Below are 24,563 nucleotides of genomic sequence, written 5' to 3'. Positions count from 1 at the left end.
ATGAAAAAGATGAAGAATATAGCTGTTTGCATTATGGCTGCATGGTGGTTTGCCGCTTGTAGCAATCCGGTGACTTCTCCGGAGAAGGTGGATGAATGGCCGGATATCTATCCCGACTATATCGGTGTGACCATTCCTGCAACCATTGCTCCCATGAATTTCAACTGTATCGGTGGAGCGTATGAACGCGTGGATGTGACTGTGACCGGAGGAAAGTCCGGAGAAATGCATGTTAATGATAAAATAGTATCATTCCCGCAAAAGGAATGGCGGAAACTTTTGGAAGAAAACAAGGGAGACAGCCTTTTGTTTACGGTGTGTGTCCGGAAAGACGGCGAGTGGAAACAGTACCGCTCTTTTCCCATGTATGTCAGTCCGTATCCGATAGACTATGGGGTGGTATACCGCAAGCTGGCCCCCGGATATGAAGTTTATAGCAAGATGGGCATTTATGAGCGCGACCTTTCTTCGTTCGAGGAGCGTCCCTTGCTGGAGAATACCATGGTGCCGGGCATGTGCCTGAATTGTCATGCTTTCAACAAAACCGACCCGGACTATCTGAGCCTGCATATCCGTGGAAAGAACGGAGGGACCTTGATGCAGATAGACGGGAAACGCGAAATGCTGGATACGAAAACGGATTCCACTCTCTCTGCGGGGGTGTACCCTTATTGGCATCCAAGCGGTAAGTATATTGCCTATTCCGTCAACAATACGCGCCAGTCTTTCCATGCAGTGAAGGACGAGCGCGTGGAGGTGCTCGACCTGGAATCGGATGTGTTGGTTTACCATCCCGAAACACATGAATTGTTGCTCTCTCCCTTGCTTCAGAAGAAGGAGGTCTTCGAGACTTTTCCCGTATTCTCACCGGACGGGCGCAAACTGTACTTCTGTGCTGCAGAAGCCAAGCCGATACCGGCGGAGTATAAGGAAATACGTTACAGTTTGTGCAGTATGGATTTCAATCCGGAAGAGGGAACATTCGGCGAAAAGATAGATACGCTGGTCAATGCGGCAGCTATGAAGAAAAGCATCTCCTTCCCGAGACCCTCGTACGACGGCAGGTATATCATGTTTACATTGTCCGATTATGGTAACTTCTCAATCTGGCACAAGGAAGCCGATTTGTGGTTGCTCGATTTGCATGATGGCGGTATGCGCCCTATAAATGAGGTGAACAGCGATGATACGGAAAGTTTCCATAACTGGAGCAGTAACTCCCGATGGTTTGTGTTCAGTAGCCGCAGGGGAGATGGGCTTTATACCCGTTTGTATCTGGCCGGTTTGGATGAGAATGGGGTGGTGGGCAAGCCTTTCCTGCTTCCTCAGGAAAATCCGTGGGAGTATTACGACCGCCTGGTTTACTCGTACAATGTTCCCGATTTTACAAACGAACCGGTGAAACTGGAACGTCGGAAAGTGGAACGGGGAATTGCCTCGAAGAAGCGTGTCCCGGTTAAAGTCAGATGATGTGTTTTTTCATATTCTGCTTTTTAATACAGTAAAGGGATAAAATTGTATCATTTTCCCTTGGTGCAATCGGCTATCTTTGTACCGCAAATCAATGTATACTGATAATACTGGATTGAAAAACATGGATATGAAAAAACAGAAATTTGTTATGATGATTCTGGCGGCAAGTCTGTTGACCGCCTGCGGTTCTTCCAGAAAAGAACAGAGTGTGAATGAAGTGACTGCTGCTGCACGTACGCAGGAAACGGAGAACTTGCTGGCTAACCTGAAGAAAATTCCTTCCGGAGGTATCATGTTCGGCCATCATGATGATACGGTATATGGTATCGGCTGGGAAGGTGAGGAAGGGCGTTCGGATGTGAAGAGCGTGTGTGGCGACTATCCGGCTGTCATCAGCTTTGATTTGGGGGAGCTGGAACTTGGAAATGCAGCCAATCTGGATAAGGTTCCTTTCGATAAAATCAGAAAAGAGATAATCAATCAGTATCAGCGGGGCGGGATGGTTTCGCTCAGCTGGCATGCGCGTAATCCCAAGACGGGTGGTGATGCCTGGGACGTATCGGATACGACGGTGGTGAAGTCCATCCTGCCCGGAGGTGAGAACCACCGGAAGTTTGCCGGTTGGTTGGGGGGAGTTGCCGACTTCCTTCATTCGCTGAAGACGGCGGACGGCGTGAAGATACCCGTACTTTTCCGTCCCTGGCACGAACACAGCGGCAGCTGGTTCTGGTGGGGTGAGAAGCTGTGTACCCCTGAGGAGTATAAGGCATTGTGGCACATGACGGTGGACAGCCTGCAGGCCAAAGGAGTGGATAATGTGCTTTATGCTTACTCTCCGGGTACGGAACCTAAAGATACCACGGAATACCTGAAGAAATATCCGGGTGACGGGTTGATAGACGTTATCGGTTTCGATACCTATCAGTTCGACCGGAATCACTATCTTGCCGGAATGGACAGGGCGCTTTCCATTATAGACAGTATAGGAAAAGCACATGATAAAGTGATTGCCGTGACCGAAACCGGTTACGAAGGAATTCCCGATGCAAAATGGTGGACTGGTACTTTGCTGCCTGTGCTGGAGAAGTATCCGCTTGCCTATGTGCTGGTGTGGCGCAATGCCCGTGAAAAGGTGACCCATTACTATGCCCCCTATCCGGGACAGGCATCTGCGGGAGATTTTGTGGAGTTTTATAACAATCCCAAGGCCCTGTTTGCTGCCGATGTAAATCTGTATCAATAAACAAACAACCTAATATAACAGACATGGAAGCTTTTAAAGAAAAGGTAGAGGGACTCTTTCGGAAACACGAAGAGTTGATAACGAGAAAGAATGTGGCTGTAGAAGACGGCAATGGCATATTCACACGCTATAAATATCCGGTAGTGACGGCAGCTCATACACCCGTATTCTGGCGGTATGATTTGGATGAGAAGTCCAATCCGTACCTAATGGAACGTATCGGTATGAATGCGGCCATGAACTCGGGTGCCATCAAATGGAACGGCAAGTACCTGTTGGTGGTGCGTGTGGAGGGCGCTGACCGCAAGTCGTTCTTTGCTATAGCCGAGAGCCCCAACGGCATTGATAATTTCCGTTTCTGGGATTATCCTGTCACCATGCCCGAAGACATGATTCCGGCAACGAATATATACGACATGCGCCTCACGGCTCATGAGGACGGATGGATTTACGGTATCTTCTGTGCCGAACGCCACGACGACAATGCGCCTGCCGGCGATTTGTCTTCGGCTACGGCTACGGCTGCCATTGCCCGCACCAAGGATTTGAAGAACTGGGAACGCCTGCCCGACCTGAAAACCAAGAGTCAGCAACGCAACGTGGTGCTGCACCCTGAGTTTGTAGACGGTAAGTATGCCCTTTATACCCGCCCGCAAGACGGCTTTATTGATGCCGGGAGCGGGGGCGGTATCGGCTGGGCATTGGTAGACGACATAACCCGTGCCGAAGTGAAGGAAGAGAAAATCATAGACCGGCGTTACTATCACACCATCAAGGAGGTGAAGAACGGTGAAGGTCCGCATCCCATCAAGACTCCGAAAGGCTGGTTGCATCTGGCTCACGGTGTCCGCGGTTGTGCCGCCGGGTTGCGTTATGTGCTCTATATGTACATGACTTCCTTGGAAGAGCCGACGAAGCTGATAGCCAGCCCCGGTGGTGCCTTTATGGTGCCCGAAGGTGAGGAGCGTATAGGTGACGTAAGCAATGTGCTTTTCACCAACGGCTGGATTGCCGACGAAGACGGAACGGTGTTCATCTATTACGCTTCTTCCGACACGCGGATGCATGTAGCCACTTCTACCATTGACAAGCTGGTGGACTATTGCATGAATACGCCTGCTGACGGCTTGTCTTCATCAGCTTCGGTAGAAACGCTGAAGAAGCTGATAGACAAGAACCTGAAGATAATGAAAAAATAAAAATACAACATACTATGGCAACTCTGAAAGAGAAAATCGGTTATGGTTTCGGGGATATGTCTTCCTCTATGTTCTGGAAAATATTCTCCTATTATCTGCCGTTCTTCTATTCGAATATTTTTGGTCTGAGCTTGGCTGATGCGGGATTGCTGATGCTGGTGACACGTATTTGGGATGCTGTGTCCGACCCGATGATGGGAGTCATTGCAGACCGTACTCATACGCGTTGGGGTAAGTATCGTCCTTATCTGCTGTGGATTGCAGCTCCTTTTGCCATCGCCGGGATGTTACTTTTTACAACGCCCGACATGGGGACGACGGGTAAGCTGATATGGGCTTATGTCACTTATATCCTGATGATGACGGTATATACGGCAATCAATGTTCCGTATGGTGCTATGTTGGGGGTGATGACTGATGATTCGAACACAAAAACGGTTTTCTCTTCCTACCGTATGTTCTTTGCATACGGGGGTAGTTTTATTGCTTTGGGAGCATGGGAGCCATTGTGCAATTGGTTTAAATCAATGGACTATGGCAATGCTTCCAGTTGGCAATATGCCATGGTATGCATTGCCACGCTCTGCTTTCTGGGCTTTCTGGTTTGCTTTGGCATGACGCGCGAGCATGTCAAGAGTGTGGCGTCCGAATCCATCGGCAAGGATGTGAAGTCGCTGGTGCGCAACTCGCCCTGGTGGATATTAAACGGTGCGGCATTGTTGTCGAATTTCTTCAATACGGTGCGTGGAGCTACTGCCGCCTATTTCTTCAAGGACTATATCAGTGCCAATGCATTCCTCGATTTTGGCCTCTTCAATCTCGTGTTGTATGCCGGCCTGTTCCTGATGGTAGGTGAAGTGTGCAACATGGCCGGTGTGGCATTGGCTGTGCCTCTGTCCGTGAAGTTCGGAAAGAAGTCCACCTATATCATTTCGCTCGTGTGCCTGGTAGTGTTCAGTGTGCTCTTCTTTTTTGTGCCGAATAACGGACTGGGATGGTGGCTGATGATGATTTTCCAGGTGCTTATCTCCATTTGTACCGGTATCGTGTCTCCGCTTATTTGGAGTATGTATGCCGATGTGGCCGACTATGCCGAGCAGAAAGACGGTACGTCCTCTACAGGGCTGATATTTTCTTCCGGCTCTATGGCGCAGAAGTTTGGCGGTGCATTTGCAGGCTGGGCAGTAATGGCACTGCTGGCATGCTTCGGTTACAACACCGCTGAGAATGCTGTGCAGACGCCCGAAGCGCTGGATGGTTTGAAGTATCTGATGAGCTTTATTCCTGCTGCGATAGCCGCACTTTCCATCGTTGTCGTATTCATCTATCCATTGAATAAGACGCGTATGGCAGCCATCAATGCAGACCTGAAAGAGCGCCGTGAGAACCTTCAGCAGAATAACTCATAACTTATAACTCATAACTCAAAAACTTGTGGATATCAAGAAGATGAAACAGGAGATGGAGGAGGAGCTGGTTTCCAATATCCTCCCCTTCTGGATAAACAAAATGACGGATGAAGTGAACGGCGGTTTCTACGGCCGTATCACGGGCTGGGAGGAGGTGAAGCCCGAAGCAGAAAAGGGGGCAATCCTGAACGCCCGCATCTTGTGGACCTTCTCGGCTGCATACCGCTTGCTGAAGAGACCGGAGTATCTGGAAACGGCTACGCGTGCCAAACGTACTCTTGTCGACCGTTTCTATGACAATGAATTTGGCGGAGTTTACTGGTCTCTCGACTATAAAGGTAATCCGCTCGATACCAAGAAGCAGATTTATGCTTTGGGGTTCGCCATCTACGGGCTGAGTGAATATGCCCGCGCCACGGGCGATGATGAAGCGCTGGCATATGCCATCCGCTTGTTCGAGACTATTGAAGAACATAGTTTCGACCCCGTGAAGAACGGTTATTGCGAAGCCTTGACCCGCGAATGGGGAGAAATAGCCGACATGCGCCTTAGCGCCAAAGATGAGAACGAGCGCAAGACGATGAATACCCATCTGCATATTCTGGAACCTTATACCAATCTTTTCCGGATATGGAAGGATGCCCGTCTGGAGAAGCAGCTCCGCAATTTGACAGCTCTTTTCACTGAACGGATTCTGAATATCAAAACCGGTCATCTGGAGCTGTTCTTCAATGATGATTGGGTAAGCAAGTACCGTATTGTCTCCTACGGTCACGACATTGAAGCTTCCTGGTTGATACACGAGGCGGCTCTGGTCTTGGGAGATAAGGACCTCCTCGAGAAAGTGGAACCGCTCGTAGAGTACATTGCCGCTGCTGCCGATGAAGGTTTGACGCCCGACGGAAGCATGATATACGAGGCTTTTCCGGATAAGGGAGAGACTGATACCGACCGCCACTGGTGGGTGCAGGCTGAGAACGTTGTGGGGCATGTCAACCTCTACCAGCACTTTGATGACGAAGTAGCCATGCAGAAGGCTCTCCGATGCTGGGACTTCATCAAGCAGCATCTGGTAGACTACGAGCACGGAGAATGGCATTGGAGTGTGCGTGCCGACGGCACGGTGAACACTGATGATGACAAGGCGGGGTTCTGGAAATGTCCGTATCACAACGGACGCATGTGCATGGAGATTATTGAACGTTTTTCATAGTTTTTTATTAGAAAAGAAATGAATAGATTAATGGTTTGGGGGATTCTTGTCTGGATGGGGATTGCGTTGAATGCGCAATCCCTTTATCCGGACTTCAGCAAGCTGAACTTCGGGTGCGACGGAAACAGCATCACCGCAGGTGAGCAATGGTCTAAGACTGTAGTGGATAAGCTCGGATTCGCCACACATCACAACGTGGCGGTCGGTTCTGCTACATGGGCATGCCACCCCGACACTCAGGATTATGGCTGCGAAGGCTTTGCCGGCATCTCCGGCGGTTGGCAGGCAACAGAGGATAGGCATGAGTTGCAGATGCGGCACAACAACGTATCGAAGGTACATATCCAGAAGTTCATAGCTGAGGTGGAAAGTGGCGCTTACCCTGCGCCCGATGTCTTTGTGTTCTCTATGGGAACGAACGACCGTAACCTGGGTAGTGCTGAAGAGGCCCTTAAGGGGAAGACACTCGACGAAGTGGATGTCAGTACTATGGCGGGCGGTGCCCGTTGGGCCATTCAGACCATTTTGGAGCATTATCCTCAGTGCCGTGTATTTGTGTGCACGCCGATTCAGACAGGCAACCCCGAACACAATGCACTGAATCTGCAGAAGATTGCCATTCTGCGTGAGTTGTGCCGGGCGCTTTCCGTGCAGTTGATAGATTGTTACTCCAATTGCGGCATTACCGAAAAGTTTGAGCAGTCTTCCGGTAGCGGACGCTATCTGCGCGACGGATTGCATCCCGACAAGCCGGGGCAGGAGTTGATGGGCCGTTACATAGCAAAGGAGATACGGAATAACTTCTTTTAGTCTTGTTCTGCATTCCAGTTGGAACAACTTATCATTAAGGGGATGTGTCAAAACACCAAAAATATGAAAATCACCCCTGTCACAGATATTAAGAAACCTAAGTCACCAGTGTCCCGTTAAACTTTCGTTTATGTCATTTTTGAGAAAATAAAAATCAGAACTCTTTGATATTGAAGAAAGCACAATTTCTATGAGATGAGTATTTTTAACGGAACACTAGTGAACATAAGGTGATTGAATAAGAGAGGGGTGAATCATAAATGTCATATTATGATACACTTTCATCAATCGGTAGTAAGATATTATCCTGAAATCAATACTCTACCTTGTAATCTTTAGGAAGATTTTCCCCTTTCCATGCCTTCTTGGTAGTCCAGTCGGCAGGTACATCTGTCCAGAAAGGATTGTCAGCGGGCAAGCCTAATGGTAAGAAACTTAAGGTAGCCATATAGAGGCTTCCGGTAGAGGTGTATCCGTCAGCGGCTTCCGGCTGATGTCCGTTGAAACCGAGAACCAGCCAACCGTTTTTGTCAAAATTCTGGTTTCCTTCGTACATATTGCGATGTACGGCGGTCAGCGCACAACGTACTTGTGCGGGAGTGAGATGTGTCGGCAGTTTTTCACGCAATGCAACATCAGCTAAGGACTGGAAAGCGGCGGTGCGGTAAGTTACGGAACGGCCGAAAGCCGGATAAGTTCCGTCCAGTCCTATGATACGTTCACAAAATTCGGAGTGGCGGATCATGCGTTGAAGTGCTTCATCCACCTCCTTCTGAGTGGCTCTCTTCTTGGCAGCCAATGTCTCCAGCATGGCTACATACATGGGATTCAATACGTAAGCATTGTAATAGTCCATGCTGAATTTGGGTCCGTCGCTGTACCATCCGTCACCCACGTACCATTCCCTTATCTTGTTTTTGGCTATTTTCAGGCGGAAAGGATCACATTCACCTCCTGCCCAGTTGATGAATGATTCGTTCAGGCCGGTAAAAATCAGCCAGTTGTTGTATGCACCCGTCCGGTTGCGTAGGGCTTTCAATGATTCTATATAGCGTTGTTTGGTTGTGTTGTCCAGCGGTTCCCATAGGGCTTTTGGGGCACGCAGAAAAGCATGCACCAAGTAGGCGGCATCCACAATGGGCTGCGGCTGCTTGGTGAAGTTCAGTTTGTCGGGAGAAGTTGGGTCAACTGCATTCTTCAGCCCTTTCAGTACTTCCTCACGCATTTGTTTACGGAGCTTTCCTTCTTCTGTGTCATCATCGGGTAGTGCTAACCATGGAGCTACACCGGCCAATGTACGGCCTACAGCTTCCAAGTGGGTCACTTCATCATAACCTCTCGGATTTCCGCTCCGGGATTCTATCGGCATATTCTGGCGCAAAGTCCCCTCTGCCAGGTTATGGATGACGGGGTAGGATATTTTCCACATCAACTTTACCCATGTGGCACGGTCTTCGGCACCGGTGGTTACCTGATGCTCTTTGGTTGCTTTGTCTTTCTTGCTTTTGGCCTGCAAGGAAGAGGTGGGCAATGTCATTACTGCTATTAATAGTAAAATGAAATAATGTAATCGTTGCATGTTTTCTTTATTATAACGGTTAATGTATCATTGGGACATTCAAAATTAGAAGGAATCCTTTATATGGAATCTATATACTCCCACCGATCTCTTGTTAATGTCATATTTTTTATGGAAGAGAGAATGGTGGGAGTAGGGAAAAAATGATTTAGATTGCTGAGATTAGATTAGAATAGTGGTTCGTTGTTCAATATTTTGTTGTAGCGATGCAGAGCTTCTATGAAATAATAGTCCGCATACGTCAGGGGTACGTCAAGTTCACTACCGTGAGGAATGGCACCCGTACTGTGCATCAGGATGAAGTTGGCATTCTCGCCCAACTTGGCACGATAGGCGGTGCTGCCCAAGGAGTGTAGAATCTGCTTGGCACCTTCCAAATACTTCTTGCTTTTGGCACCCTTCACGTAAGTGCTCAACTCCAGCAGTGCAGAGGCTGTGCAGGCTGCGGCAGAAGCGTCGCGATAAAGAATGGGCGTAATGCTTGCTCTGGAACGTACACCGGGCACATAGCCCTCTTCCCAAGCATTGAAGTCCCACCATGCTACCTTGTCGCTGGGCAGATTAGGATGGTTCAGGTAGTAGTCAGCCATGCCTTGGGCGGTTTTTAGGAAACGCTTGTCGCCCGTCTCACGGTAACACAAAGTGAATCCGTAGATACCCCATGACTGGCCTCTGGACCAGCAAGAGTTGTCGGAATAGCCCTGCGAGGTCTCGCCCTTGATGGGAGCACCCGTTTCTTTGTCGTAATAGATGATGTGGAAGTGACTGTAGTCTTTGCGTATCTGGTTCTTCATCACCTTTTCGGCGTGCGAGATAGCTATGTTCTTGTATTCGTCGTCACCGGTCACCTTGCTGGCATGGAACAGCAGTTCCAGATTCATCATGTTGTCGATAATGACGGGAAAATCATATACCTTGTCGCCATGCCAGGAACGGAAGCCGTTCCAAGACTGGATGACACCTGCTTTGGGACGGAAGCGGGTACAGAGAGACTTGGCCGATTCGGTCAGAATATCCTCGTAACCCTCTTTTGGTGCGAAGCGGTTGGCGTTGCCATAACTGCAATACATCATGAAGCCGATATCATGATTGTCAGTGAATGTCTTGCAAGGTTCCATATACTTGGTATAAACCAGTGCGGAGTCTTGCAGAGCCTTGTCGCCAAGAAAATCGGAGATGTACCACAAAGTGCCGGGGAAGAATCCGGCAGTCCACAGATAGATGCTGCCTTTGGATACTGTACCGTCCTTGCGCATACTGTGGGGCATGATTCCCTTGTTTTCTTTGCCTTGTGCAGGAGTCTTCATCATCAGGTGATACTGCTTGGCGGCAAATTCCATGTTTTCTTGAATGAATGACTTCTCGGCTTCTGTTTTCTGGCTGAAAGCCGGAAAACAAAGAAGCAGAGAGAGAGAGGTTGTAATAAGTTTACTTTTCATAAATGAATTATCGATAAATAAAGTTTTATGGTCAGGATATAAACATTTGCTAAATCTATCTCAAGAGGTTACCAACCGGGGTTCTGTTCGCCCAACTCAGAATTGCGTTCGAACTCCACAGCCGGAATGGGGAACAGATAATCACGGTCAACGAATTCACGCTTAAAGATGAATTTACCCAAAATATCGTCATATTCGTAATTCAGTTTCTCCTTGGCAAGTCCCCAACGTCTAAGGTCGCTGAAACGATGGCCTTCGCAAGCCAGTTCTATAGCTCTCTCGTGCATGATGCGCTCAAACACTTCTTCCTTGCTGTGAGCTTCTAGCCAAGCGGCACCGCTGTTCAAGGCAGGCATGTTGGTGGACGGGCGTTGGCGTACCTGATTAATCAGGGCAACAGCCTCATCTTGCTGGTCGACCGCGTTGTAGCACTCGGCAAGCATCAGCAATACATCAGCATAGCGGATAAGCGGGAAGTCCACCGGTGAACTGCTACGCTCAAGTAAAATGCCGTCCATATCACCTTCCGGCACAAACTTGCGCCAATAATAATTATTGTGGTTTTGATTGTCGCGCAAGAAACCGTTGGCTTCGTTCACACCTGTAGCCAGCACATATTCCATCTCCTTAGGAGTAAATCCGTTGCAACCCAAGAAGTGAGCATATGGAGTAATCAATGTCTGTTCCATACGTGGGTCGCGGTTCTTGTAGATGGCGCGGATTTTGTCCCTGTCTGCCGGATAAGATTCAACGCTCTTCTTGTCTGTGCTCAACTTCGCCTCAAAGATGCTCTTTTGCAATGCTCTGTCACCATAGAAACCCGGATAAATCTCATCCCAGCTGAAGGGGCGGCCGTCTTTGTATTCGTACATATCGGCTAAGATGTCGGTAGGCATATTGTTGTTCCAGCAACCGCCGAAAGCGGCACGACTGCCCAAGCGGAGGCAGTAAGCCAAACCATATTCATTGTCGGCACCATTCACACATTGAATGCTGAAAATCATTTCGGCAGACTGGTCGGCTTCCAGCGTAAAGAGGTCGGGATAGCTATCGTTCAGGCGATAGCCGTAGTCACGTCCTTGAGGATCTTTTACGATTTCCTCAAAGTCAGCCTTGGCACCGGCAAAGTCCTTCGTATAAAGTTTCACCTTACCGCGCAGAGCCACGGCAGCACCACGCGTGGCGCGTCCATAGTCAGAGCTTCCCCATTTCACGGGCAATACATTCACTGCCTCATCCAAATCGTCCAAGATGAATTTCTTGGTCTCTTCGGCTGTAGTACGGGGCTTCTTCATATTCATAAACTCCTGATCTACCACAGTTGTCTCGTCATAAAGGGGCACACCACCGTAGAAGTCGAGCAAATGGAAGTAGTGGAGAGCGCGCATAAACTTGGCCTCAGCCTTATAGAGCGCTTTCTTCTCATCGCTGGTATTTACCTTGTCAATATTCTGCAACAGTAAATTGGCACGGAAAATTCCATTATAAGAACTTTGCCATTTGCTTGTGATATAGGCGGTACGGTCATTATGAGTTCCTTTGATAATGGCAGGCATCTGCCAGTTGTTGTAATCCATGGCAATTTCGCCCAGTGCATCCAAGTTGTAGTAAGCGCCGAAAGTATTTTCGTTCCGCAAGGTTTCGTACATAGCCACCATACCTTGGTATGCGTGTTCTTCGGTTTGCCAAAAGGTTCCGGAACTCGTTTTGTCATGCGGAAATTGATCCAAGTCGTAGCAGCTGCTCATCAGCCCGGCTGCTGCCAGAAGTAATATATATTTTTTCATGATGTTATTGTTGTTTGTTTAGAATGAAACGTTAAGTCCGAAGGAAGCCTGACGGATGGCAGGATAAGTCAAACCGCTTGTCTCGGGGTCCATACCTACATAATTGCTGAAAGTGAAGAAGTTCTCTAAGCTACAGAACAGACGTACACGGTTCATCGCAGCTGCGTTTGTCCACTTCTTTGGCAAGGTATATCCCATCTGGATATTCTTTATCTTCAAGTAAGATTTGTCTGTTTCCCACATATCGCTGGCACGGGTGTTACGACTGTCGTTAATAAGAAAACGGGGATACTTGGCAGGCGTGTTACGTCCTTCATACCAACGTCCGTCCGCCACTTCCTTACCGATTTGGTAAGCACTGGCCGGAAGATTGGAGGAGTGCATAGATTGGTATTGCACTTTATAGCTGCCTGTACCGGACATCAGCATAGAGAAGTCGAATCCTTTGTATTCGAAGCCCAAATTGATACCGAAGTACAGGCGGGGCTTGTTTCCGTGACCTCTCACTACGCGATCATTATCGTCGAAAACACCGTCATGGTTGGTATCTTTATAGAGTACGTCACCCAATTCCGGACGTTTGTATTGGGTGAAAGGATTTACTTTATTTCCATCTTTATCTACTGAATTAGTGGCAAGCCATTCTACATAATCCAAGTCATTCTGAGTTTCGATGATGCGGTCAATCAGCAGTACGTATTCCGACCAGATGGGTAATCCTTCCTTTAGGATAGTGTTTCCGTTATAACTCGGTTCGTTACCTTTGTACTTGGTCACTTTGTTCTCAACGAAAGTAAAGTTCGTACCAATGTTGTAGTGGAAATCATTGATTTGGTCGTTCCAGTTCAGCGTCAATTCGAAGCCGTTGTTACGCACCTTGGCACTGTTCTGACGGGGAACTTTGGCATTACCGTGTACCAACGGAGCGGGCAAGTCAATCAAGATGTCCTTGGTGTTCTTGATGAAATATTCCACGCTACCGGACAAGCGGTTGTTCAGTGTGGCAAAGTCAACGGCAAAGTTGGTAACGGCTGTACTTTCCCAAGTCAGGGCAGCATTGGCAATGGAGCTGATATAGAGCCCCGTTTGAGCTACATTGCCCAAAGCATACTTTAAGTCGTTGTAGTTGGAGATAGACATATAGTTGGCAGAATAAGGGTCATCTCCCAAATAGTTGTTGCCCAGTTCACCGTAAGACATACGGAACTTCAAGGCATCCAGCCAGATACGGGTTTTCTCCATAAACTTTTCCTGGTCGATGCGCCATGCAGCCGAGAAGGAGGGGAAGTAACCCCAGCGGTTACCTTTCAAGAAACGTGAAGAACCGTCGGCGCGTATATTCATCTCCAACAGATATTTGTTGTCCCAACCCAAGTTGATGCGGCCGAAGTAGGAACGCATGGTCCATTCATTCTGATTTCCGGATGTGTTCGGATCAGATGTGGCACCGTCGATTACATCAACGTTTCCATTTATCGGGTCTTTTCTGCTGGCATTTATCTTGCGGTCACGAGACATCTCCTGGCTGGCACCTACCATCACATTCAAATCCAGATGCTTGTCGAAGAACTTGTTATCGTAACGGACAACCCCATCCATGAACATACGTTCTTCCTTGCGGTTATAGTTGTTGATGGAGTGTCTGGTGGCATCTGCTCTGACTATGTTATCCTGGGCAAAGTTCCAAAGGTTGATGGGCTGGGTTCTCCATGAATTGAACTTGTCGGTAAATTCGTATGAGTAAGAGCCTTGGAGAGTCAAACCTTTAACGGGAGTCAAAGTTGCATTGAATGCGCTACGGAAGTTGCGCACCTCTTTGTTGCCTTTGTTGCGATAGAGATACATAAAAGGATTGTTGACCTGAATGTCCTCACCCAGAGCCTGTGCACCTCCGAAGCGACCGTCGGGATGGCGGAGCACTACTCCCGGTGAACTGGCGTCACTATAAGTAAAGATGTCTTTTATGTTGTCGGAAGCGATGTCGTTGTTGGAGAGATAACCGTTAAGCTTGGCACCCAACGTCAACCAGCTGGCCACCTTGGCCTCTACATTGGAACGGAAGCTGTACTTCTCGTAACCGGCATTTTCAATGATACCCGGATTCTTGAGATAACCGAATGAAGTGAAGAAGGAAATCTTGTCTGTGCCACCGCTCAACGAAAGGTTGTGATTGGTGGCCACGGCTGTCTGGAACACTTCGTCCGTCCAGTCCGTATTGGGATAAAGCAGAGGATTGCGGCCTTTGTCATTTCTCCAGGCATCAATGGTTTCTTGGTTGAACTGGGCATATTCTCCTCCACCGGAATTACGATGAGCCTCGTTTCTCAGTTCCATGTAATCGGCATAGTTGGTTACAGCCTCCACTGTCTTTCCGATGGATTCCAAAGAGACGTAACCAGTATAATCTACGGAAATCTTACCCTGCTTACCCTTCTTGGTAGTAATCAGGATTACACCGTTGGCAGCACGGCTACCGTAAATGGAAGCCGAAGCGGCGTCTTTCAGCACGGTCATGCTCTCCACGTCTTGCGGAGACACGGTATTGATGTTACTCTCCACACCGTCGATGATGATGAGCGGGGCCGAGTTGTTCAGCGAGCCTTGTCCGCGCACTAGGATACTGGCGTTGTCGTTGCCTGGTACGTTGCTGCTGGATGTCACGGAAACACCTGCCGCCATACCGGCCAAACCGGAAGATAAGTTGGTGACGGGGCGCTTCTCAGCAATATCCGCCATGTTTACGGAAGATACGGATCCCGTCAGGTTTACTTTCTTCTGCGAAGCATAACCCACTACCACAACTTCATCAATCAATTCGCTGTCTTCTTGCAGCGTGATGTTGAGATTGCTTTGCGCGCCTACCTTGACAGCTTGTTCCTTGTAACCGACAAAGCTGATGACCAGCGTTGCGCCTTCGGGCACATTGTTTAATGTAAACTGACCGTCGATATTGGTAATGGAACCGTTGGTTGTTCCTTTTACCATTACATTAGCGCCAATGATGGTTTCTCCTTTATCGTCTATCACTATACCTGTAACGGTACGTCCTTGTTGTTGCACGATAAGTGAAGAGTTCACTGCATAAGAGTCGGAATGGTTTCTTCCGGTAGCATACACCGGACTTGTCGCCAATAAAAAGGCACCTCCAACTAAAAGTTTGGATAAGTTAGCATGAAACATACATCTGTCTTTTTTGTTTTGACACATAGTTTACTGTAATTTTAAGGTTTTTCATCGTTGCAAAAATAAAATCGTGAGGAATCACAGACGGACTACATTCGTTTCTTTAAGGGGAGAAAACAAACATATTCATACATTTAACACTTATTGCAAACGGGTGTATTTTGTATAGAGATGGGGTAGATTCGTACATGTATTAATGGTTAAAAAGTGTATAAACAATTGATTGCTAAGTGCCTTGCAAATTTCTATTCCACATATCCCAGCCTCCCTGTAGCACTGATATATCGTAATGTGGAAAGTGGTATGAGGGATATTATGGATAATCATTTAGGCCTGTTTAAGTGTGAATTTCGACAGGTAGTACGAAAATGTACCTAAAATTGGACGATACTTCTCTTGATTAATCTAATTTTAGGCTTCTTTTGTTCAAAGAAACTTTATTAGAATTAATCGCCATGAACAAATTTATTTTCTTGAAACTCCAAATGAACAGAAGCACAATGCTTTTATTTATGCTATTGTGGACTTGTATTGCATGGGGACAACAACCATGGTTGCAGAGTCATCCCCGCTTGTTGTTTACCGGAGCCGAGACCCCGGAAGTGAAGCAATTGATAAAAAATGACCCGCTGGCCGGAGAGCTGGCTTCCTTCCTGAAAGCGGAGGCTGACTCTGTTGCCGGATTGAAACAGCTTCCTTACGAAATGGATAAATATGGAAACATGCTCTATACGTCGAGGGGATACCTATTCAGGCTGGGTACATTGTCGCTGGCCTACCGGATGTATGGAGAACGGAAATACCTGGACGCTGCTAACCGGGCACTTTTATGGGTGTGCGGCTATCCCGACTGGAATCCCAGACACTATCTGGACACAGCGGAAATGACTGCTGCCGTGGCCATCGCATACGACTGGCTCTATGACGAACTGCCTCGTGCCACCAAGCAATTAGTGAAAGCCTGCATCTACAAGAACGCTTTGCACCGTGTGCTGGCGGAGTATGAAAAAGGAGGGCCGGGCAGTTGGGCCAAGCGCGAGACCAACTGGAACGTGGTGTGCAACACCGGCATGGTGCTGGGAGCACTGGCCGTGGCCGAGGATTATCCGGAAGAGACCCACGCCATTCTGGAGAACGCTGCCAAGTATATGCCCAATTGCTTGAAACTGTTCGCACCGGACGGGGTGTGCTACGAAGGCCCGGCCTACTGGGGATATACCAACCGTTACCTTGCCATGTACTTGAAAACTGTGACGGACAACGGAGGTGACAAGGGGAAGATTGCGGAATTGCCGGGCATTCCCCGCACGGCGCTTTACCAGATACGCACCCTTACGCCCTCGGGACATCCGTTCTATTTCGGAAACGCGGGTATCGGACATGAATCTTTCGGCGGTCCTGCCTATTTCCTTTACAGCAAAATGTTTCACCAACCCGAAGTGGCTGCATGGAACCGGAACGAGGTGAGCAAAGCACTGTATGGCACCCGGATGTTCGATCAGGTATTTTTCCTCTCCTTGCCATGGTTCGACACCGCTTCTGTGGAGGAAGTAAGCACTGTGCCTGCTCTGGAGGTCTATCACAACAAGATAAACGACATAGTGGTGTTCAACGGAGACCATAGAAAGAAAGGTTCCGTATATCTGGCTGCCAAAGGCGGATTGCCCAACCAGGCACATCAGCAGATGGACTGCGGCACGTTCATCGTGGAGAGCGACGGTGTGCTCTGGACGGAAGACCTCGGAGCGGACGATTACGACCTGCCCGGATTCTGGGACGGGAAGCCCGGTGGAGAGCGTTGGAAGTATTTCCGTAACAACAACTTCTCGCACAATGTCATCAACATAGACCATAGCTTGCAATATGCCAACGGACACGCTTTTGTTTGCGAGGAGCAACCGGAAGTCAAGCAGCCTTTCGCCACATTGAACCTGTGTGAGGTGTATCGGGAAAAGGCAAAGAGCGCATACCGCAAATTCACGTTGATTGACGACCGCACCATGGAAGTGGAGGATGAAGTCGAACTGCTTGATGCCTCTTCCAGAGTGACATGGGTGGCCGGTACAAAAGCTGAGGTAAAAGCAAACGGCAACAAGGCTGTCTTCGTGCGCAACGGCAAACGCTTCTACATGCAGATAGTGGCTCCGGCAGGAGCGGTGTTCAAGACTTATCCCGCCAAGAACACATACAAAGGTGAGAAGCCCATCAAGGGCATTACGATGCTGGAGGCGGAATGTATGTTCAAAGGAACTTCCGGTAAGGTGATTGTACGCATGAGCAGCCGGAAGCTTTAACGGAATGGCAGGTTTCAAACAACTTTTTAAAACCTTCCCCCAAAAACAGAAAAACAATGATGAAGAAACTGATTTCACTCTTCCATGTGCGTGTCGAGAAGGACACGATAGGTGGTATCAATGACCCGCGCCATGCTGAGTTTGCCGACCAATATGAGAAAGAAAAGACGATAGAGCGCAAAAAGATAAAGGATATCCGGGTGGAGCGAGGCAGAAGCGTGACCAAATTGGACAGTTTCCGATTCAAGTCCAAACAGGATGGATGCCATTTTTTGGTCTATACTATTTAAAAAATAAAATTCACTTTAAAAAACAAAATCAGTATGAAGAAATTCTTGTTATCTATTCTCATGGGGTGCTCTCTCTTGGAGGCAGCTGCCCAAACCGCATTCACCGTAAACCATGGCCCTTATCTGCAAGAAGTGACGCAGGACGGAGCTACCATCGTGTTCACCACTTCCCGGAAGGCATTCTCCTGGGTGGAGCTGAAACAGCATGATGCACCGGAAGCTGAGGCCGTGAAGCATTTCAACTCGAAAGACGGGCTGAAAGAGGCCTGGAACACCTTCAGTTCGGTGCGCGTGGAGCATCTGAAACTGGGCACAAGCTACGACTATCGCATTATCTCCAAGGAGATGCGCTCGTTTCAGCCCTACAAGGTGGTATATGGTGACAGTATTGCCACGAAGTGGCATACCTTCTCTACCATAGACCCACAGAAGAGGGGAGGTTCTTTTTTTATCACCAGCGACATGCACTTCGATGCCGCTAAACTGGAGAAACTGCTTCATGCGGCAGACTACCGGACATGCGATGCTTTCTTCTATGCTGGTGACATGACCAGCTACATAGATAAGTTCGAAATTCCGTTCACTTCGTTCATCGACACCAGCGTCAAGCTGTTCGCATCGTCCGTCCCGTTTGAGGTGGTGAGGGGCAACCACGAGACACGCGGCAACCTGGCACGCACCTATTCTTCTTATTTCCCGAAGAAGAACGGGAAGATTTACGGTTCCTGCCTGCTGGGCGACGTGATGGTGGTGATGCTGGACAGCGGTGAGGACAAGGCGGAGAACCATTGGGTATATGCTGGGCTGAACGACTATGATGCCTATCGCACGGAACAGGCCGAATGGCTGAAGGAACTGATGAATACCAAGGAGTATAAAAAGGCCAAATACCGCATTGTCATTTCCCACTTCCCCATGGTGATGAGCCAACAATGGAAGGACGAGAAAGAATGGGTAGGCTGGGAAGACGCTATACGCAAGTTTTTGCCTGTCTTGAACAAGGGGAACGTGGATCTCTTGGTGTCGGGACATACTCACCGGTATTTTTTCCATGAACAGAATGTGGACGGAAATAATTTCCCCGTGCTGGAGCAGGGTGAAAGCTCTGCCGTGCGTTTGGAACTGCACGGAGGCAAGGTGCAGTTTCAAGTTATAGGGGTGGATGGAAAGATACTGATGGAGAAAACCATAAGCAAGAAGTAAGTCTGTCATTCCACAATCTTCATCCGGTTCACCCCATTTGAATCCTCAGGAATATAGCGCCCGGCAAGAGTATGGTTGTCTATCTGTTTGACTACTTTCAGATAGGTGCCATTCTACATGATTTGGATATCCTTATTCAGTTATTCAGTTGCTCTCTAAGGGTGATAAGGAACTTCCCTTTATATTTGCCCAGGATTTGTTGCATTCTTCAAAAAATAGCCTTCCGGCTTTTGTGGAATCTGCTTCCGGTAGTTCCTAACCGTTTTATCGTCTTTGGTTCCGATGTATATGCGGAAATCGGCCTTAGGGAATTCTCCCGGCATTAATGAACGGAGCAGGGACAACGTGTTTTCGGTACTCAGGGAGTTACCGGACAGCAGTTGGTATTACAGGGAAATGTTGATGGAGTCATCTTGGGAAATATATTTGGGGGAGTGGATTGTATTCGGAATTCCTGTGCATGGATGGTTGCGGTTGCCAATAAACAGAAAGTGCCGAGTAGCAGTAGTTTCTTTTTCATAATGGATAAATTTGTAAATATGGAGAGAATAATGTGAATATGCCATATACATTCTTTATTTTTTAGCAGTCTCTGTACTCTTGGGGTGTCTGGTTGAAGTGAGCTTTAAAACAATGCCTGAAATAGCGTAGCGAGTTGAATCCTGTCTGGTAGGCTATTTCTGTTATTTGTAGCTCCGGACTGCTTTTTAGCAGTTCCGCGGCAAGCTTCAGACGGTTGTTCAAAATAAATTCATTGGGGGTCATGCAGCTTAAAGCTCTTAGTTTGTTGTAGAGTGAACTGCGGCTTACAGCCAATTCTTTGGCTAGCATATTGACATCAAAAGCCGGGTCGGCCAGATGCTTCTTTACTATATCTTCCAGTTTAGTCAGGAATTTGGCGTCAATGGGATTTAAAGCTAATGCCTGTATTTCTGTTTCTGCCGGGATGCCGGCAGAGATATCCTTTCCGAATTTCTGTTTCAGAAGTTTCCGGTTGCGTATGATATTGGCTATATGTCCCAGCAGCATTTTGCTATTGAAAGGTTTCTCGATGTAGTCATCAGCGCCGCACTGCAGACCTTCCATTTTTTTGTTGTCGGAAGTCAAGGCCGTCAGCAGTACAACGGGGATATGGCATAGTTCAAAATTGTTCTTGATTTTGGAACACATTTCGATGCCGGACATTTCAGGCATCATGATGTCGCTCAGGATAAGTTCCGGACGTTCTTCCATCGCTTTTTGCAGTCCTTCTTTGCCGTTTATGGCGATGGATACCCGGTATAGCGGTGATAATAAAGAAGTTAGTGCCTGCAATAGTTCTTCGTTGTCTTCCACTACTAATATGCAATCTTTGTCTGTGGGATTCTCTTGCGTTCCGGATTCTTCTTCTGTCTTTTCCATACAGTTTTCCTTCCCGGTGTTTTCTTCGTAAGGGACGGCATAGTCATAACCAGATGTTTCTTGGGTGGTAAACGTTACATAGTTGTCTTCTTGGAAGAGATTGTCTTTGGGTAAAGTAACGGTGAAGATGGTTCCGTATTGAAGGGCGCTTTGTACGCTGATTTTACCATGGTGGAGTGCCACCACTCCCTTTGACAGGGCCAGCCCTATGCCGCTGCCCGGAGAGGAGACAGCGGTATCTACTTGATAGAAACGGTCGAAAATGTATGGTAGCGCTTCTTGTGGAATGCCTTCACCCGTATCTATTACTTTGATTTCGACTGTTGTTTCCTTTTCGTGAATCTGCAACTCTATCTTACCTTTTTCAGGAGTATGCTTGAAGGCGTTTGACAGTAGGTTGGAGAATACTTTTCTCAGTTGTCGTCCGTCGCACCAGCACATCAGACTTTCTGTATCTGTCTGAAAATCAAAATGTATGTTCTGCAGCAGTGCTTGGTCGGTAAAGTCCAGATGGATTTGCTTTAGATAAGCTACAATGTCAAGCTGGCATACGTGTAGTTGCAACTTGCCTTGTTCCATTTTTCTGAAGTCAAGCAATTCGGATATCAGTTCCCTGAACTGAAAGGTATTTTTATAGATTTTCTGCAGGCGCGCCCGTAAGAACGGGGAATGGTTGCCGGACTGTAGCAGGGCTTCTATTTGTGAAATAATCAATGTCAAAGGGGTACGGAACTCATGTGAGATGTTGGCAAAGAATTGGAGTTTGGCCTGTATGAGCTCTTCATTTTTTTCTTTTTCAAGCTTTTCCTGTGCCAGCGAGGCGCGCAGCTGCATTCTGGTTTGCCAGTTGCTCAAGAGGATATAGACCATGGCTGCTATGATGCTTATATAGATAAGGTATGCCAGCCAGGTGGCCCACCAAGGAGAGTGGACCACAATGGATAATTCGATGGAGTGTACGTCGTCAAGTGAACCTTGCTGCTTTTCGCGTACGACAAGTTTGTATTTGCCTGGATTTAAATTGGTATATACAATCGTGTGGTTATAACTGGTACTCCACTCTTTGCTGAAACCTTCCAGCCGATATTCGTAGATTTTTCTGTCGGTGTTGTTTATATAGCTGTTGGAAGCAACAGTGATTAAAATGTTGTTTTCATTGTATTTTAGGTTTATCCGGTTGGCAAAAGGCAGCGCAGTGTCCAATATGTGGTTGGGCGTTTCGCATGAAATTAATCTGTCATTGACCGCCAAGGATGAAAAATACAGGTTGTATTGAGGTAATGGCGTAAGGAGGGAGGTGTTCATGAAGGAGGTCATGCCCGAAGCGCCTCCGACGAATGTTTCTCCATTACGGCAGACCAATAAACCGCATCCGTCGTTGATTGCTGATAAATGCAATTGGCTCTCGGCATCAATCATCCTCATTTCCAGGGTCTCGGGATGATAGATGAGCAAGCCCTTTTCATTGGAAATGGCTAGATAGCCGTGTGGAGTTACTGACAGGTTATAGCAGTAGTGGATATTGGAAACGGTGCACTGTTCAAAACAGTTTTCCTTGGAATTGAACTTATACAGGCCTGTGCCGTAGGTTCCCAAGTATAGAGTACCGTCGGGATATTCCGCCATTTCCAATACCTGAAATTTTCCTAAACCTTTTTCTCCATACTTATAGATGTATTTTTCCTTGGGGTTTTGCATATTGATTCTAACAATTTGCTTATGTTGGGCAATCCAGATGTTTTTTTTTGAATCAATCAGGAAAGAAGATCCTTCTCCGTGCGTTTCTTGAATGGATGGATATAGATAGTCGGTAGTTCCGGTCTGCAAGTTTTTTACAAGCATTCCTTTGCTGGAGAGTATGTAAAGGCTGTCTCCCCGCAAGGTTATTTTAGAAAGGGATGTCCCGGCGTCTTCCATATGATATTTTATTTTTCTTGTGGGAATGTCAAAACAAAAAAAGCCTTGTTTATGGGTTCCTACATAGAGACAATCGCGAAGCTTGTCATATTCTATACATTTTAAATTGTTGAAAGATAGTCCTTTAGTTTTAAGTTCTGTAAAATAGTGAGTAAATAGCCTTGTCTTCCTGTTTAAATAATTTAATCCTCCTCCTTCTGTACAAATCCAGATGTCTCCCCTTTTATCTTCTACCATATTGCCTACAAAAAAGAAACTGAGGCAATCTGCTCTGTTAGCATTTTCGGAATAATGTCTGAAGAAATTCATTTGGGGATTGAAGTACTGTACACCCCCATAATAGGTGCCTGCCCAAATGGTACCCTGCGAGTCTTTATAGAGTGAGAATATGGAGGAGTGTTTCAGGTTGCCGGGTTGCGTATCCTTTTTATAATATGACACGTTTCCTGCTGTGTCTATCTTGTTCAAACCATTGAAAGTTCCTATCCAGATGGAACCTTCATTGTCCTCTACAAAGCACCGTACATCATTGTTGGACAATGCAAAATCCTTCTCTATGACAAATTTCTGGCTGATTCCGTTTTCTATCTTGTACATGCCTTGACGGAATGCCGCTACCCACATCCTGCCTTTTGTATCCCTATAAAGTGAATGGACATTGACTTCGGCAATGACACATACCGTCGTGGGGCTGGCTAGGTTGTCTATACGGTATAGCCCGCTTGAAGTACCGAGCCATAGACAATCGTTGGTATCTGAATAAAGGCTGGTTATATATTGGTTTGGTTTGAGACGATAGACAAAGGAGAACTGTTCTTTGGCCGGATTCCACTTAAAGACGGAATCTTGTGTTGCTGCCCACACGGTATGGCCTTGTACATGGAGGCAGTTGACTTTCCGTTGCAAAGGGGAGAACTGCTCTTTGTGAAGGTCATAATGGAAGAGTACATTGTCTGAAGTAAAGAAGATATTTCCTTGTTTGTCACTTACAAGATTATGGATTTCATTCCCCAAAAAAAATCTAGTGGGCTCTGGCGATGGTTTATAGACAGTCATAGAGTTGCCGTCATAGCAGCCTAGTCCTTCTAAGGTACCAAACCACATTCTCCCTAATTCATCCTGGCAAATGGACATCACTGAAATTTGGGGCAATCCGTCTGTCTTGCCTATATGTTTGAAATAGACATTTCCTTGAAGCATAAGGGATACGACTAGAAACAGGTATAACAGTAAACCTTTTTTCATAACATTAAGGGCATTTTACTTTTAGGTTGAATATTTGAAAGGGCAAAAATAATGTTTTTACGCTGGCGCAAACCATAGCACAAACTGAGTATTGAAAATAAAAAAGACCGCCAAGAGTGGAAGCCTCCTAACAGTCTAAATCTTCTTTGTAGCGGGACCCGGGATTGAACCGGGGACCTCATGATTATGAATCATGCGCTCTAACCAGCTGAGCTATCCCGCCATTATTTCTCGATTGCGGGTGCAAAGATATAGCTTTTATTTAAATTGCCAAAACTTTTATGGATATTTTCTGCTTTTTCTTTTGATGATATAGTACTGAAGTGGTTGGTAGTGCTTTTTGTTGAAAGCATTTGTGTCACATTGTCAATGAATTAGAGGCGTGTGAAAAGGAAGATATAAATAATTTTGATGATTTGTATTCTGTAATTAGAAAAAAGTATTTATCTTGGCGGGCGCAATAAAAAGAAGAATAGACTATGGAAAGAAAGAAAATACATTTGGAATATCTCTTGAATGCAACTTCTAAAAGTATTCTTTGGGCAGCGATAAGTACTCCTACAGGTTTAGAGGGTTGGTTTGCTGATAGGGTTCAGTCAGACGATAGAATAGTGACCTTTTTTTGGGGAAAAACAGAAAAACGTGATGCCGAGATTATTGCCGTGCGGGCGTATTCATTCATTCGCTTTCGTTGGCTGGATGATGGGAACGGGCGTGAATACTTTGAACTGAAAATGACAAACAATGAACTGACCAATGATTTCGTGTTGGAAATAACAGATTTTGCTGATGCGAATGAAGTGGGGGATTTGCGTGAATTATGGGAATCACAAGTGGATACTTTGCGAAGAACTTGTGGTTTTTAGTTAACTTTAGAT

Annotated in this window: 15 protein-coding genes and 1 tRNA gene; 10 read left to right on the top strand and 6 right to left on the bottom strand. The window is 47.0% G+C overall.

What is annotated here, in order from left to right; all coding sequences use genetic code 11:
* From HU824_RS03045 to HU824_RS03020, 6 genes are all read left to right on the top strand, one after another.
* Window positions 1-1,470: a PD40 domain-containing protein gene (locus HU824_RS03045; protein WP_176468045.1), complete on the top strand. Its 1,470-nt coding sequence runs from the start codon at window positions 1-3 to the stop codon at window positions 1,468-1,470.
* 130 nt (window positions 1,471-1,600) lie between these two features.
* Window positions 1,601-2,716, top strand: a complete 1,116-nt coding sequence (locus HU824_RS03040) for a glycoside hydrolase family 26 protein (RefSeq protein ID WP_136009693.1) — start codon at window positions 1,601-1,603, stop codon at window positions 2,714-2,716.
* A gap of 23 nt (window positions 2,717-2,739) precedes the next feature.
* Window positions 2,740-3,915, top strand: coding sequence for a glycosidase (locus HU824_RS03035; RefSeq protein ID WP_176468044.1), 1,176 nt, complete (start codon window positions 2,740-2,742; stop codon window positions 3,913-3,915).
* 14 nt (window positions 3,916-3,929) lie between these two features.
* Entirely contained in the window at window positions 3,930-5,324 is a 1,395-nt protein-coding gene (locus HU824_RS03030; RefSeq protein WP_016273957.1) for an MFS transporter, read from the top strand.
* 25 nt (window positions 5,325-5,349) lie between these two features.
* Entirely contained in the window at window positions 5,350-6,537 is a 1,188-nt protein-coding gene (locus HU824_RS03025) for an AGE family epimerase/isomerase (protein ID WP_176468043.1), read from the top strand.
* Window positions 6,538-6,555: 18 nt separating this feature from the next.
* On the top strand, window positions 6,556-7,347 hold the full coding sequence (locus HU824_RS03020) for a GDSL-type esterase/lipase family protein (protein WP_176468042.1): 792 nt from the start codon (window positions 6,556-6,558) through the stop codon (window positions 7,345-7,347).
* A gap of 313 nt (window positions 7,348-7,660) precedes the next feature.
* On the opposite strand, the gene HU824_RS03015 is transcribed toward HU824_RS03020, so the two are convergent.
* From HU824_RS03015 to HU824_RS03000, 4 genes are all read right to left on the bottom strand, one after another.
* Window positions 7,661-8,926: a DUF2264 domain-containing protein gene (locus tag HU824_RS03015; protein WP_176468041.1), complete on the bottom strand. Its 1,266-nt coding sequence runs from the start codon at window positions 8,924-8,926 to the stop codon at window positions 7,661-7,663.
* A 167-nt stretch (window positions 8,927-9,093) separates the two neighbouring features.
* The gene (locus HU824_RS03010; protein WP_136009698.1) at window positions 9,094-10,365 is read right to left on the bottom strand and encodes a glycoside hydrolase family 88 protein; all 1,272 of its coding nucleotides are present in this window, start codon (window positions 10,363-10,365) and stop codon (window positions 9,094-9,096) included.
* 68 nt (window positions 10,366-10,433) lie between these two features.
* Window positions 10,434-12,152 (bottom strand): RagB/SusD family nutrient uptake outer membrane protein, encoded by a 1,719-nt coding sequence (locus tag HU824_RS03005; protein ID WP_176468040.1) that lies wholly within the window; start codon window positions 12,150-12,152, stop codon window positions 10,434-10,436.
* 18 nt (window positions 12,153-12,170) lie between these two features.
* Window positions 12,171-15,332 carry a TonB-dependent receptor gene (locus HU824_RS03000; RefSeq protein ID WP_255260450.1) on the bottom strand — a complete coding sequence of 1,054 codons (3,162 nt, stop codon included), beginning with the start codon at window positions 15,330-15,332 and terminating at the stop codon, window positions 12,171-12,173.
* Between the two features lie 458 nt (window positions 15,333-15,790).
* On the opposite strand from HU824_RS03000, the gene HU824_RS02995 reads away from it, so the two are divergent.
* Genes HU824_RS02995 through HU824_RS02985 form a run of 3 tightly spaced genes read left to right on the top strand, consistent with a single transcriptional unit; the run spans window position 15,791 to window position 19,122 of the window.
* Window positions 15,791-17,629 carry a heparinase II/III family protein gene (locus HU824_RS02995; protein WP_176468038.1) on the top strand — a complete coding sequence of 613 codons (1,839 nt, stop codon included), beginning with the start codon at window positions 15,791-15,793 and terminating at the stop codon, window positions 17,627-17,629.
* Between the two features lie 56 nt (window positions 17,630-17,685).
* Entirely contained in the window at window positions 17,686-17,919 is a 234-nt protein-coding gene (locus tag HU824_RS02990) for a hypothetical protein (protein WP_136009702.1), read from the top strand.
* A 33-nt stretch (window positions 17,920-17,952) separates the two neighbouring features.
* On the top strand, window positions 17,953-19,122 hold the full coding sequence (locus HU824_RS02985; protein ID WP_176468037.1) for a metallophosphoesterase: 1,170 nt from the start codon (window positions 17,953-17,955) through the stop codon (window positions 19,120-19,122).
* A gap of 582 nt (window positions 19,123-19,704) precedes the next feature.
* Here the strand turns inward: HU824_RS02985 and HU824_RS02980 are convergent.
* Both HU824_RS02980 and HU824_RS02975 read right to left on the bottom strand, forming a co-directional pair.
* Window positions 19,705-23,685 (bottom strand): two-component regulator propeller domain-containing protein, encoded by a 3,981-nt coding sequence (locus HU824_RS02980; RefSeq protein ID WP_176468036.1) that lies wholly within the window; start codon window positions 23,683-23,685, stop codon window positions 19,705-19,707.
* A 149-nt stretch (window positions 23,686-23,834) separates the two neighbouring features.
* Window positions 23,835-23,908: transfer RNA gene (locus tag HU824_RS02975), tRNA-Met, on the bottom strand.
* A 256-nt stretch (window positions 23,909-24,164) separates the two neighbouring features.
* On the opposite strand from HU824_RS02975, the gene HU824_RS02970 reads away from it, so the two are divergent.
* The gene (locus tag HU824_RS02970) at window positions 24,165-24,551 is read left to right on the top strand and encodes an START-like domain-containing protein (protein WP_136009705.1); all 387 of its coding nucleotides are present in this window, start codon (window positions 24,165-24,167) and stop codon (window positions 24,549-24,551) included.
* Window positions 24,552-24,563 lie beyond the last annotated feature (12 nt).

This window comes from Bacteroides sp. L10-4, assembly GCF_013373675.1.
GTDB classification, from domain to species: Bacteria; Bacteroidota; Bacteroidia; order Bacteroidales; family Bacteroidaceae; genus Bacteroides; species Bacteroides muris.
This window is presented reverse-complemented; position numbering and strand designations above follow the sequence as displayed.